6 protein-coding genes are annotated in these 14258 nt (G+C 52.1%); all 6 read right to left on the reverse strand.

Annotated elements, in window-relative coordinates; all coding sequences use genetic code 11:
• Positions 1-124: 124 nt before the first annotated feature.
• Positions 125-331 (reverse strand): YfhD family protein, encoded by a 207-nt coding sequence (locus tag ACE5LO_RS20385; protein WP_375521830.1) that lies wholly within the window; start codon positions 329-331, stop codon positions 125-127.
• A 42-nt stretch (positions 332-373) separates the two neighbouring features.
• Complete coding sequence (locus ACE5LO_RS20390) at positions 374-745, reverse strand: hypothetical protein (protein ID WP_375521831.1); 372 nt, start codon at positions 743-745, stop codon at positions 374-376.
• A 547-nt stretch (positions 746-1292) separates the two neighbouring features.
• Complete coding sequence (locus ACE5LO_RS20395) at positions 1293-6674, reverse strand: GH92 family glycosyl hydrolase (RefSeq protein WP_375521832.1); 5382 nt, start codon at positions 6672-6674, stop codon at positions 1293-1295.
• A 29-nt stretch (positions 6675-6703) separates the two neighbouring features.
• Positions 6704-8494, reverse strand: a complete 1791-nt coding sequence (locus ACE5LO_RS20400) for an S-layer homology domain-containing protein (protein WP_375521833.1) — start codon at positions 8492-8494, stop codon at positions 6704-6706.
• Entirely contained in the window at positions 8494-12756 is a 4263-nt protein-coding gene (locus tag ACE5LO_RS20405; protein ID WP_375521834.1) for a PA14 domain-containing protein, read from the reverse strand. Before ACE5LO_RS20405 ends, ACE5LO_RS20400 begins: the two co-directional genes overlap by 1 nt.
• A gap of 317 nt (positions 12757-13073) precedes the next feature.
• Positions 13074-14195 (reverse strand): molecular chaperone DnaJ, encoded by a 1122-nt coding sequence (dnaJ, locus tag ACE5LO_RS20410; RefSeq protein ID WP_375521835.1) that lies wholly within the window; start codon positions 14193-14195, stop codon positions 13074-13076.
• Between the last annotated feature and the right edge of the window lie 63 nt (positions 14196-14258).

Raw genomic sequence — 14258 nt, forward strand, 5'->3', positions numbered from 1 at the left:
CCCCCACTTAAAGATCAAAAAGACGTCGCACAAGTCAAAAGGAACTTCTGCGATCCCTGGGCAGGCAAAAAGGTCGAGAACAGCTGCAGCTCCGCTGTTCTCGACCTTGGTAACCGTGGGAATGTCAAAGCTTTGTCTCTTTGTTCTTGGCCGGGTCCGTCAAAATACGCTCCTGGCGGTGGTCGGCGGACTCGCTGCGGCGCAGCGCCTCTACGTCATCGTGATCAGCCAGTTCAGCTGAAAATTCCACGTCCTCATTTTTGGCTGAACTCATAAGCTTCATTTTCTCCGTTTTCGTAAAAACTTTATCATACCGTTTGTTCGTTGGCATTACACTTATCTCCTTTCCATACGTTACTGCTTGAATGGTGTGTTATATCATGCCGCCTGTCTGTTCTACTATAGAAAGCGCCTGATGATGAACCGACTCATCCACGACCGCTGTCAGCAGGATATCCCTGCCTGTCGGTCCACCTTGTCCGCCGTCGCTCATGCCGCTGGCCGACGGGTCTGCCGCTGCCAGGATACCGGAGGAACTGTTCGTAAAATCCCCACCATGCACAAGCGAGGAGAGACTGCCGAAATTTCCCGCCAGGGTTGGCAGATCATTCGCAGGGTCGGCCCCCGGATACCTGCTGAAACGGTCGATGGACATGTCGATCACTCGCAGGGCCTCCAGCTTTTTTGCCGCCGCCTGCGCCTCCTCCGGACTTTTGAAATAGGCTAAAATGTTTTTCTCACCCACATGCCATCCCTCATTCCTAAGTTTTGGAGACCTCATATGAAAAACGTCTATCAACATGCTTTCAAAAAAACCATACCACGTTTAGCGAAGTTCTTCTTAAGATATCAGGATGCCGAGGCTCCGAAGTTTATATTGTCTGAAATCGTCAAAAAAATCCGCCCCCGCCAATGTGTAGCATACGCAAAAAATTAGAATTTATTTGGACAGACCGATGGACGGACTCCAGCGCCCTTATTCTTCAATTTCCGAGTGATTTTGACCATTAAGCGGACCTGTATGCACTTATTTGGCAATTTTTCTGCTGCGGCACCCCCTCATGGCTTTAATAAAGCCTCCTGAGTCCGGCTAGCCTTTAAAAACACCGGGTTTCATATAAATAAGGACAATGTGGTCCTTTCAACTAAGATTAAAAGGGACATGTTACACCAATAGGGGCCGCAGCTACTCATGATCCGTGCCCATAAGCCTCAACAACAACAAAAAGGACGCCCCAGGTTAATAAAACCCTCTGGAACGTCCTCTAATAAATGATTATATGGCCCGCTGCTTATTCGGCCGCGGTGAAAGTCATGCTGTCCAGGTTGCCGACATACATCAGGCCTGAGGTGGTCGTGCCTTTAAAGACGATACAAACTGTTTGCGCACCGCTGAGCGTCCGGTCCAGCTTGGCGCTGGCGGTCTTGTATGTTCCCCAGCCGCTGCCGGTATTCGGCAGCTTCACCGTGCCGACAAGCTCGCCGTTCGCATCATTCAGGCGGATTTCTGCTGTCACGTCGGCCGGGGCTTTTTGTGAAGGAGCATCATACACAATCTCCACATTATTTTTCCCCTTGGTGCCAAAGTTAACATCGTTAAAGGCCAGCCATGCGCCAGTAAACGTATTGCCCACAACCGTACCGCCATTGTTGCTTTCCGTTTTCAGCGGTTTGTTATTAAACGTGTTGACCGCCGAAGTCCAGGCGCTGCGATTCTCAAACTGCAAGGTCACATCCGCTTCCGGCTGCTCAGGCTGTCCAGGTTGTTCCGGTTCTTCCGGTTGTTCAGGCACTGTGCTTGCAGAAAAGCTGGCATTATCAAAATTTCCGATGTATTTGTACGTCGAATCGGTTTTACCTTTAAATACGAGATAGACATCCTGCATCCCGGTAAGGGTCTGTGTAAGGCTGCCTGTCACCGTAGCGTAGGTCCCCCAGCTGCTGGCGGTTGGAGGGGTGGCAACTTTACCGACCAAGGTGCCGTCTACACCGCCGAGACGAATCTCAACCGCCGCGTCGGCGGCTGTATTACCGGTGTTGCCAGCATACTCAATCGAAAACTGATTCACTCCCGTGTTGCCGAAATCCATATTCAGATAGGCGAGCCACGCTCCGTCAAAAGTATTTGCAACCTGCTGTCCGCTCTTGCCGGCTTCCGTTTTCAGCGGCCCATTATTAGCGGGATTCGCACTCGTGGACCATTGATCATACTTTTCCAGTTCAAGACGGGCATAATCGTTTCTGATTTTGACATAATCCAATGTAAAACGGTCAAAGTTGCCCATGTACAGACGGGTGCTGTCCGTGCTGCCTTTCATAACCAGATACACATCCTGTGTCCCGGTTAAGGTTTTGTTCAGGTTCGCCACGGCTGTCTTGTACGTCCCCCAGCCGCTGCCAGTGTTCGGCAGTTGGACCGTACCCACAAGCTCGCCATCCACTCCGCCCAGTCTCACTTCAAGAATGCCATCCGCCGGTGTTCTTGATGCAGGAGCATCATACTCAACAGCAATATGGTTTACGCCCTCGGCGCCGAAATCAGCATCCTCAAAGCTGAGCCATGCGCCGGTAAAGGTGTTGGCAACCACCGTTCCGCCATTGCCGGATTCCGTTTTCAACGGATTGTTGTTAAAGGTGTTCACCGCCGAAGTCCAGGCGCTGCGCTCTTCAAACTCAAACATGCCGCTGCTGCCTGGCTGCTCCCCGTCCTCCGGTATTTCGACGATTGGAGGTTCTTCTTCCTTCACCGGAAGCGGAAGAGGCTCAATTTCCTCATCCCCTGGCGTCCCTGGATCTGGCTCCGGTTCCGGATCAGGAGTTGGAGCCGGCACAGGCTCGGCCTGGGATACGATCGGATCGGCCAGCCACAGCGAATCATACACATTGCCGTTGTACTCATCCACCAGATAAATATTTAGCTGGTAATTGCCTGCATTGACGTTAAAACTCTGTGAAAGCTGGAAGCTGCCCGTCGCGACAGGCACGGCGTTGGATACCCAGGCCTGCTCGCTGCCGTTCATGAGCTGGAACACGGCCACCGCCGAATCGACATATTGGCCTTTCAGTGTGCCGCTGATATCCACTTTCATATTGCCTTTACGATTCACGTCCGCCTCCAGATCGAAGACGTCCCACAGAACATCTGACGTATAAGGCTTGTCCGATTTCAGCGCCTCGCCGGTCGTACGGCCCTGGCCTTCGTCCTTCTTGACTCTTACCTGAATCTCTCCAACCTCATATTCCGCCGGACCAACGATTTGCGGATTGGAGGTGGCCGTTTGCCAATGCGCACCACCATCTGTGGTGAATTCATAATCCGCTGGCTGGTCATAGCCTGGCACACTCGTCCAGCCGAACGTATTGGCCGCATCGTCCACGACCGGATGGGTTGGAGCGGCAGGCTTTGTCATCTGCTTGACAGCCGCCAGACTGAATTCGAAGGCGATATCCGAGCTTGTGGCATTGACCTGATGAACCTCCGCTGTGAGCACGTTGGTGCCTTCAACCAGGTAAGACGGATCAATGACATAGCTGTTCATATTCCGCTCATCACCTACTGTGGCATTCGCATAGGTGCCATAGTCCACATTTCCTTGCGGCATATTCGTGCGGATAATTTCACGGCCGTTCAGGTACACGACCGCTCCGTCATCACGGATCAGGCCGGCTTCCAATTTCGTGATATCCTGCAGATCGGTAACCTCAAATGTTTTCCGGAAATAGGTGGTTGGATACTTGTTATTCCCGTCCGGGCCATAACTGACCACCGTATTTGCAAACCCTTTGTTGTCATATCCGAGCACGGCTCGGCCCGCAGCCCAGGAGCTGTCGTCAAAATTCAGGTTTGTCCAGCCTGCGCCGGCATATTTGCCTTTGTCCAAATACTTCCATTCCGATTTCTCCGCAATCAGATCCTGACGGATCAGGTTATTATCGACTTCTGTCGAATAATCCGTTGCTGGCGGCATCGCAGCCTTGGAAGCGCCCCAGGACGTATTCGGCACAGAGCCCATCGAAAATTCCAGAGTGCCGCCCTGCATAATATCCTCATAACGAATCCAGGCTTGATCGAAATTCGAGCCGTTCAGTTCGGCGCTCTGGATAAAGCGGTTGTCGCTCGAAACGTTATTAGCCTTAATCGTAAAGGTCTTGCCGTTGTCCAGGTGCAGCTTCACTTCCGAGAAGATCGGCGAGCCGATCAGGAACATCGCTTCACCCGGATTTCCCGGATAGATGCCCATGGCGCTGTATACGTACCAGGAAGCCATCGCACCGGCGTCGTCGTCCATTGTCGGCAGATATCCTTCCGGATCATCGCGGTAAACCCGCGACTTGATCGGAAACGCATAGCGGCCGTGGTTATGGTAGTTCTGCGTAACAACCTCTGTTGTATACTCCCTTGCATAATATTGCGTCAAATAAGGCATGCGCAAATAGTTAAACAGGTAAGGAGCATCGAGAGGGGCGGTTTCATTGACTGCCATATATTCGTTAATTTCGAAGAAATGCAGCAGTTCACCCGCCATTTCACGGATGCCGCCCATCAGGTCGGCCAAGCCGGCAATATCCTGCAACACGAAAAAGCGGTACTGCCACAGGTTGCCTTGATAAGCATATTTATCAACCTGCGTAATTTCCGAGGCTGACACATTGCGGGCATTTGGCGTGAAGAAACCGCGTTTTTCGCCCTTCTCGTCCACCTGGCCCGGATTCCACAGCTTTTTATAGGACAAGGCAATGTCCCTGTATTTTGCATACGTGTCCTTGTCACCAAGCATTTCTGCAAGCCTCATCGGAAAATAGGCGCTGTAGGCTCTTTCCAGCTTGCCGGAAACATCATTGTCGCTGTACACATAATGATCGGTATCAACAGCCATGCCTTCCAGCGCCGTATACGCATCAAAATCTGTAAAGCCTTTGGAGTAAGCATCCAGGATGACGGCGCCGTTAAACTCATTTCTCACCGTCGGGCTCGGCCAATAGCCGTCACCATATTGGGTGTAAGTGCCTCTCGTTCTATAAAGATCAACGAGCGATTTTACCATGTTCTCATATTTTTTCGGCTCTAAGATAGAGTACAGCGGGTATTTCCGGAAATCGTCCCAGGTCGACCAGCCGCTGTAATATTCAAAATCGTCGCCAAGCTCCGAGGTATTGCGGATCGTGTTTTCATCCCTGCCCGCCCGGAACTCGCCTGCCGAGCTGGTTACGTTCTTCGGATGCAGGAACATATGGTAAAGCTGCGTATAGAAAATGGTCTTTTCCTTTTCATCGTTGTCCGTGATTTCGATCTTGTTAAGCACTTCGCTCCACATGCTGCGTGCTTTCTGGTGCTGAGCATCAAAATCCCAACCCGAAATATCGTGGTCACGCTCAGACTTCGCCTGCTCCACACTGATTGGGGAGATTCCGACCTTGGCCTGAATCACTTTATTGTTCTGTGTGTCGAAATCCAGCCAAACCCCGGTGTTGGAACCGCTGCGCTGTGGTACGGCTCCAGTATCGTTGCCTTTCCACGAGGTGTATGATGCAAAATCATGATCAAACTGAATGGAATAGTACAGCTTGTAATTGCCGTATCCGCACACGTTTTTGGACTGAATCATGCCCGAAATTTCATTATTGTTCTCTACGGTCAGATTGGCATCCAGCATTCCCGCATAGGAGTTGGAGAGATCCACGAGCACAGAGCCGTCCGCCTCATTGGCCGGGAACGTATAGCGGTGGAAACCGACGTTGTCCGAGGTCGTAAGCTCGGCATTGATTCCGGAAGCCAGCTCTACACCATAGTAGCCAGGCGAAGCCTGTTCGCTGCTTTTATCGTATTTCTGCTTGTATTCACCGCTGTTATTCGTAAAGGTACGGGTTTCCGGCATCATCAAAATATTGCCGCCCCCGCCGCTGCAGCCAACGCCGCTGAAACGCAGATGTGAGAAGCCCTTTAAGTTTTTATCCTGATAATAATAACCGCTGAAAGCTCCGCCATCCCCGTCAGGCCCCAGCGACACGAGGCCAAACGGCGTGGAAGGTCCCGGATTCGTCTGCCCGTTGTCGCCAAGCGTGTTGATGAACGGATCTACATAATCCACCGGCAGCTTGTTGGTCGCGGGATAATCAGGCTCTTGCCCTTCGTCCACTCCGTACAATTCGAGCTCGTACAACCGCACTGTATTATTGTCGTGCGCCCCGCGCTCCACATAAAACCTGACATATCGGCTGGAAAATGCCGGTACATAACGATCAACAACGGTTTGCACATTGTTTCTCACAACATCGACAGTTTCCCACTTCTTGCCGTCCATACTTTTTTGCAGGCGGAAATCCTTCGTATTCCAGAAAGGAACGTTGCCGGATTCACTGAAGGCCGCATTGTATACAACCCATTCATTAATCGTATACACCTTGCCAAGATCCAGCTTCAGCCATTTGCCTGCACCGCTGGAGTTGTCGCACCATTTTGTGGTGGAATCGCCATCAACGGCATTTTTGCCGCCCTCATTGCTATTGCATTGTCCCGAAGCTGTTACCTTCGCGTTCAAGGCGACGTTGCGGGTGTTCTTCCCCTCCGCAGAGGGGGCGGCAGATGCCGCCCAAATCAAATTCACCGTTACGGATTCCAGCATTATCAATACGAACAATGCTGCCATTATTCTTGCTACCAACCTTTTCACCATGGCGTGCCGGTTCCCCCGCTTCCCTTTTATCATAAACTGTCCGCCAGCAACCGCTGGATCATCACGGCAACTTCAGCCCGGGTTACCGAATTTTTCGGCTTAAAGGCCTTTCCGTCTCCCTCGATCAACCCTGCAGACCAGGCTTCCTTCACTGCCGCAGCCGCCCAGGAAGAAATCTTGCCTGCATCGGCAAAGGATGGCTCACCCTGCTGCTTCCCTGCAAGGCTGAAATATTTCGCCGCCCGCACAAGCGAAACTACCGCCTCTTCACGGGTAATCCGGTCTGCAGGACGGAATTTGCCGTCATAGCCTGTTACGATGCCAAGCTCTGCCGCAGCCGCGATTGGACCGGTATAATACTGCCCTGCCTTCACATCTGCAAACGGATTTGCGCCATTGGCCGATGACTTGCCTGTCTGCTCGATCGCCCGCATGATCAGGGTCACGAACTCGGCCCGCGTAATGGCACGATTCGGCTCATAATGCCGCTCGTCCACACCAGTGACGATTCCCTTGGCCGCAAGCTGGTTGACAGCCTGCTCAGCCCAGTGTCCTGCCAGATCAACAAATGTTTTGTTATATTCAAGCACCGTATAATATGAGAAATGCTTGGCCGCGAAGGTGAATACATCTCCGTTAAGCTTGCCGCCGATGTATTCCAGCTGCTTGCCATCCACGTAATACACACCAGCCAGAGGCGCGCGCAGCTTCGCTGCCTGCTCTGCCGTCAATTGGATCGTTACCGAGGCCGGCTTGTCCAGCTCATGAATTTCCACTACCTGGCCGTCTGTTACGAGCTGGATGACTACAGAAAGCACAATTCCGGTCTGTGTGTAATCCGTATTCGTTTGCAGCGTCTGTTCAATTACCTTGCCGGCTTCCTCTGTCATGGCTGTATTCAGCACAAAACGCAGGATGGATTGCTCCTTGGCCGCAGATGTACCAATGGAGCCGGCCGGGAAGCGGACCGTATGATTTCCGGACGTAATGATCAAATCCAGCTGCTTGCTCTGAAGATCCTTCAAGGAGCCTGCAGGGAATTCCAAGGGCGCGCCGGATTCACCCGCTGCTGCCGGAAGCTGGATGGTCACTGCATCCTTCGCTTGACCCGCTGCTGCCGCCAATGTTCCGCTGCCTACAATATAACTTCCGTTCTGCCCCTTCTCCGGTTGAATAACCGCTCCAGTTACTTGACCGGCTCCGTCCGAAATGCCCGGTTGTTTGGGCGGGATAATGACCGTGCCGCCACCTCCACCGCCGCCGGATCCGCCACCTGAGCCACCGCCTTTGTCAGGATCACTACCGCCGTTGCCAGGGTTGCCGCCGCCGTTATCCGGATCATTACCACCATTCCCCGGATTTTCGCCGCCATTCCCGGGATTATTCCCATCCCCGGCAACTGAGAATGTTTTGCTCGCTTGAACCCCACCGCTTCCGGTTACCACTGTGTAGGTGCCGAAGGGAGCAAGCTCCTCACTCGTCGGAATGGCTACGTCCACGCCATAGCTTCCTCCAGCGGCAGAGATGACATCAACATAAAACACCGTCTGATTTGGACTTATGATTTTAAGCACAACATCATGGCTTCCCCCCGGAACCGTTCCGGATATCGTAATCGCACCGCCGCGCCGTACTTCATTCGCACTCAGCTCCAGCGCGAAGGCTGCTGCTGTATTGTCCGCAGGACCGACGCTTTCTGCCGGCGCAGTGCTGCCCGCCTCAGCTGCATAGATTGAAGCCGGTGAAAGCAGACATGACATAACCAGACTAACCGTTAACAATTTCTTCACCGTATGCAGTCCTCTCTTTCTTTCATCCATTACTTGAACTCCACCGGCTCCGCCAGGTGTACCGGGATATCAAGGTCGCTGTTGAATTCATCAAATACAAATACCTTCACCCTGTAATCCGCTCCGCTTACATTAAAGTATTGCGAGACCGGCAGCTTGCTTTGCTTGACAGGAATCGCATTGATGAGCAGAGGTGTATCCCCGTTCAACAGTTCAAAGACCACATAGGCACTTCCGTTGTACTCGGCCAGCTTTTCAACCTCGATTTCGACCTTCATTCCTTTTTCCCGTGTTAAGGCGCCGGTTACCGAATACGTACGGTGAACGCTGTTGGCCGTAAACGGTTTGTCTGAGGCGAGCGCCAGGCCTGCTGCCATTCCCTTGGCTTCATCGGCTTTCACCCGCACCATGACCGCTCCTGCGGCATAATCGCTATCCCCAACAGGCTGAGGATTCGCCGTGACATCCTTCCAGCTAGTTCCGCCATCCACACTGTATTCGTAATTTGAGGGCTCGGAATATCCGGGCACATTCGTCCAGCCGAATGTGTTATATCCATCGTCCACGACAGGAAGAGTAGGAGCTGCCGGTACGTTTCCGGCTGTGCTTACCGTGCTGGCCGGAGAATTATCCCGCTTATCCACCGCCGTAACCGCAAACACATAGTCCTGCCCTGCATCTTTGGTTTCTACTGCATATTGATAGCTGTTCTGCCCCTCAACCGCAGGTACGTAGACGCTCCAGTTGCGGCCTAATTTGCCCTCTGCTTCGTAAATTCTAAAACCTCTGACCGCATCCTCCGCGCTGCCGTTCTCCGGCTTCTTCCACGTAAGAATCGTTTTTCCATCCCCCGTTTTACTTGCCGTTAATTCCTGAACAGTCTCGGGCTTGCTGTCATTTCGCACGATCGTGTAGGTATCGAACGGCTGCTCTTCTCCGGAACGGTAGGATTCAAGCGTGAAGCTGTCTTCCGTCATCTTGATGCCCGTATACACAGGCTTGCGTGGCTGCTCGAATGCAGCCGCATAATACTTGTTCAAGCCTTGATTCACATCATAGTACTTCGTGCCTGCAGAGTTATTGACGATATACATCGTGCCGTCCGGATTGACCGGGTTGCCGCTTGCGTCCTTCTCGATGTCTGTAACCGCCTTGTCGCCATACATTTGATGGGATCTCATATAAGTGTGGTCATGCCCTTGCAAAACAACATCAATGCCAAGCTCATCAAAAACCGGAACCAGCATATCCCTCAACTCATAGATTTCAGCCTCATCCGAATGTCCGCCAACCGAATAAATCGCCTTGTGGAAAGCGACGACCTTCCATTTTTTATCCGTCTGGGCGACCTCGCGCTTCAGCCATTCGATTTGCTGCTGGAACGCTGCCCGCTGACGGCTGTCCCAGCCCATATCCATCGTGTTCAGCACCATGAAATGGGCATCGCCATAATCATAGGAATACACGCTTCCCGGCGGCAAAGGATCGTCGATCGAATCGTTAGGATAATAGAAGTGATAGTAATAGTTGTCATTGTATGGCCCTTCATGGTTGCCCACCGCAGCCATCAAAGGCAAATTGAGCAGCTTGTCCTGCGGCTTTCCAAAATAATCAAGCCATTGATACTCCAGCGCCCCGGCATCCACCATGTCCCCGGTCATGACGAGGAATTTGGAATCCGGATATCTGTTCAGACCCTGGCCGAGCGTGTTTGCCCACACCTCATAGTCTTTCGTATTAGCCCCTTGCGAGTCCGTCATATATAAAAATTCATATGCTTGCTCATTTTCTGCTTCCGTCGTAAAGCTTCCCGCATCGCTCCAGTTGTCATCGCTGCCCACACGGTACTTATATGCGGTTCCAGGGGTCAGGCCGGTGACAAGCACTTTGTGGCTGATGAAAGAGCCTCTCGTCGAATTGGTAATTTTAAGGTCCAATACTTTGGTGTCTTCCGGTTCGCCTACAAAACGTTTAACGTCCGGTGAATCAAACTCTCCCTCGACCGGCACAACCTCAACGATGCTGTCTTTAGCATTAGCAGGCGCATTTTCTGGTTTGTCATACTTCGTGTACCAGGCAAATGAGCGGTTCGTTTTCGGACTTCCATAGAACGACATCGCAATCGAAATCGGTGAATAGTCCATATACTCGGACTTGTTCAGCGGACTGAAAGCAAAGGCCCCGATGCTGCCCTGTCCGGCTGCCGCCAATCCTCCGCTACCGTCATATTTAACATTCACAAGCTGGTTGGAGAGCACCGGCGTGTTCAACTCCAGCTTCAGGACAGAAGCACCCTCAGTGGACAGCTCTGCCGCTTTCACTGTTCTTGTTCCTTCGCCGACTGTAACACTCAAATGCTCCGCAAGAGTGTCCGTCACAGCGTCCAGCTCGTTCATAAACACCAGTTCAACATGCTTGCCGTCTTGAGCGATTTCGGCGGATACCGGACCGTCATAGTCTGCAGGCAGATAAAACGCTTTTGCAGGCACAATCTCCTTGGGCACGCTCGGGCTCGCCCAGCTCAAGTACAGATTCGAGCCGCCATAGTCTTCAAAATATTCAATTTTAATATTATATTTCCGGCCAGCCTCAAGCGTAATCGGGTTGCTTGAGTATTCGACATCCCAATCGTTTTTCCAATGATCAATGGCCAGCTGTCCATCAATGTACAAGCGGAAGCCGTTGTCTCCGATCATGGAGAAGGTGTAGGCTTCAGAATATTCCGGAACGATTTGGCCTGTCCAGCGGATATTCACATTGTCGTTTCGTCCGGCCCAGGTGCTCATTGTCCCTTCAAGGTCTTTAAAGTTGATTTGCGAATCGATGCGGGTCGCTTTATAAGGACCAAAGGCAAAATCGCCCCCGCTGTTGGTATAATATTCAGCCAGCAATCCCTGATCATTGGCAGGCTGCACCACTTCTTCATCAGATGCGCTCAGCTCCAGCGAAAAGAAGGTGTCCGAGCTGCTGCCCGCATTTTGATGCACTTCCGCTGTAATTACATTCGTACCGTCCACAAGCAGAGCCGGATCAATCGTAAAAGGGACCTCGTCCCGCTCGTCGCCAACCGCGCTGGATGCAAGGGTACTGTATGTAATGGCCCCTTCAGGCAAGTTGGTTCTGTACACTTCCTGGCCGTTCAAATAGATGACCGCTCCGTCATCCCGGATGAGCGTACCTGTCAGCTGTTTAATTGCCGAGACATCGGCAACCTGGAAATTCTGCCGGTAATAAGTGGTGATATGTTTGTTGCCGGAATCATCGCCATATTTGATCTTTGTATTTAAATTCTGATCTTTGCCGCTGTTAGCATATCCCAGCGGAGCCGCACCCTTTGTCCAGCCACCATCGTTAAAATCCACCGCACGCCATGCCGTGCCTTGATCAGAGCCGTTATCCAGATAAGCCCACTGGCTATCCTTCGCAATCAGCATTGATCCGGCCAGCCCCGGAAGAATCCATCCTACAGTGACTGTTGCCGAAGCCTGATAACCACCGTCTTGCGTCGTCACGGTGATTTCAGCGGTTCCCGCACTTACAGCAGTCACCAGTCCGGAGTTGTCAACGGTAGCAACATTTATATCGCTGGAGGTCCAGGTATAGGTAGGCACCGAGGCATCCTGTGGCGTAAGCGACACGGACAGCTGCTCCGTCTCACCCGCCATAAGCTGCAAGGCTGACTTGTTCAGACTAATGCCTGTCACCGGGATGGCGGCAGCTTCTTCCATGTAACCAAAGGCTTCGAATTCATAAATATTCGCCTGATTGCTGTCAACCAAACCGTTGGCAGGAGCGGTGATGTTCAGCTTGAAGTATCTGGCTGATACCGGCTCGAATAAAGGATGTACGGTCTCACCGTACACATTGCCTGTTACCGTGACGACCGGCTCCCAGTTTATATCATCATCGCTGACTTCAATCGTATAATCGCTGGTGTTGAGTTCATCCTGTTCTCCTCCTGCACCAGCATGCTTTATTTCAAACCGGCTGATTGTCGCCATTGCACCGGCATCAACTTTCAGCCAGTAGGGGTTATCTGCAGATGGAGGGGTTGTCCCCGTTTCATATGACCATTTGCTGTCCGCTGCACCGTCAATCGCCTGAGCAGGCGAATCTGCCGCAGCGTATCCGCTGGCCGTAGCCTCTACACCCGGACGCAAAAATACATTGGATTCTTCCGCTGCCGCCGCACGCGGCATAAGCTGCGTAAGGCTGGTGGAGGCCACCATAATCAAGCAGATCATGGCCACAAGTACACGCCTTGTCATCGTTTTCATTTCGCTTAACCCCATTTCCTTCTTCTTCCTCCTTTTTCCCTGTGACAGATAACTTTATCTGCTGTATTTTTATGCAGGTCTAAGGAACAATGGTATATAGGTACAATGAAATTAAGTCGTTGGAAAGATTTTCGGAATGTTAACTTTCTTTTGAAAGCAGCTTTTTTTGTTTACAAACATACAATTATCGGCATTAGGTGGAAGCAACTGTGTTGACACACAGATTACGTATGTTAACAAAAGGGAAATAGAGGAAAAGAGAGGTTAAAATAAAGCGAAAAAAACAGCAGGCCAGGACCTTTCTCCTGCCTGCTGTTTCTATATTTCACATTTTATTCTCCGCGAAACGCTCGTTTCATACGGTCGAAAAATGATTGCTCGTTCTCATGGTTCTGTTCGCCGCTCAAGGACGCAAATTCACGCAGCAGATTTTTCTGCTCCTCGCTCAGCTTGCTCGGTGTCACGATCACTACCTTGATGTGCTGGTCGCCCTGCCCAATACCGCGCAGGCGAGGCACGCCCTTGCCCTTGAGACGGAAGTAAGTGCCCGTCTGGGTACCGGCCGGAATCTTCAGCTTCACCTTTTCGGTCAGCGTCGGAATTTCGATCTCGTCTCCGAGCGCGGCCTGCGCAAACGTCAGCGGCACCTCGCAGTAGATATCGTCGTCTTCACGCTCGAAGAAGTCATGCGGCTTCACGCGAATGACAATATACAGATCGCCCGCAGGGCCTCCGCGTACTCCTCCTTCGCCTTCTCCGCTCATGCGCAGCTGTGCGCCGTCATCCACACCGGCGGGAATCCGCACATGAATTTGGCGCTGCTTGCGGACTCTGCCTGTTCCGCTGCAGGTCGTACATTTATCCTTGACAATTTTACCCGCTCCGCCGCAGTTGGAGCAGGCACGCCGGTTCACCATACGGCCAAATGGCGTATTCTGTACGACTTCTTCCTGCCCGGTCCCCCGGCAAACCGAACACGTTTCCGGATGTGTGCCCGGCTTCGCGCCCGATCCGTGACATGTATCACAGCTTTCCGTGCGCGGAATGGTAATATCCGACTCTTTGCCGAATATCGCTTCCTTGAATTCAATCGTCATGTTGTACTGCAGATCATTCCCGCGCTGCGGAGCGTTCGGATCACGCCTGCCGCCTCCGCCGCCAAAGAACATATCGAATATATCCCCGAAGCCTCCGCCGAAATCGCCCGAAAAACCGCCGCCCATGCCCTGGTTGGGATCTACATGCCCATACTGGTCATAACGAGCGCGCTGTTGCGAGTCGCTCAGAACATCGTAGGCCTCTTTCACTTCTTTAAATTTGGCCTCAGCATCAGCCGCCTTGTTGACGTCAGGATGATACTGACGGGCCAGCTTGCGGTATGCTTTCTTGATCTCATCCTCGCCGGCGCCTTTGGAGACACCCAGCACCTCGTAATAATCACGCTTATCAGCCAATGTTCCACCCCCATGCCTTCAACGAAGTCATCATCTCAAAACAAGGAAAGCCAAAGCACGGGA

The sequence above is a fragment of the Paenibacillus medicaginis genome, from assembly GCF_042138635.1.
GTDB classification, from domain to species: domain Bacteria; phylum Bacillota; class Bacilli; order Paenibacillales; family Paenibacillaceae; genus Paenibacillus; species Paenibacillus medicaginis.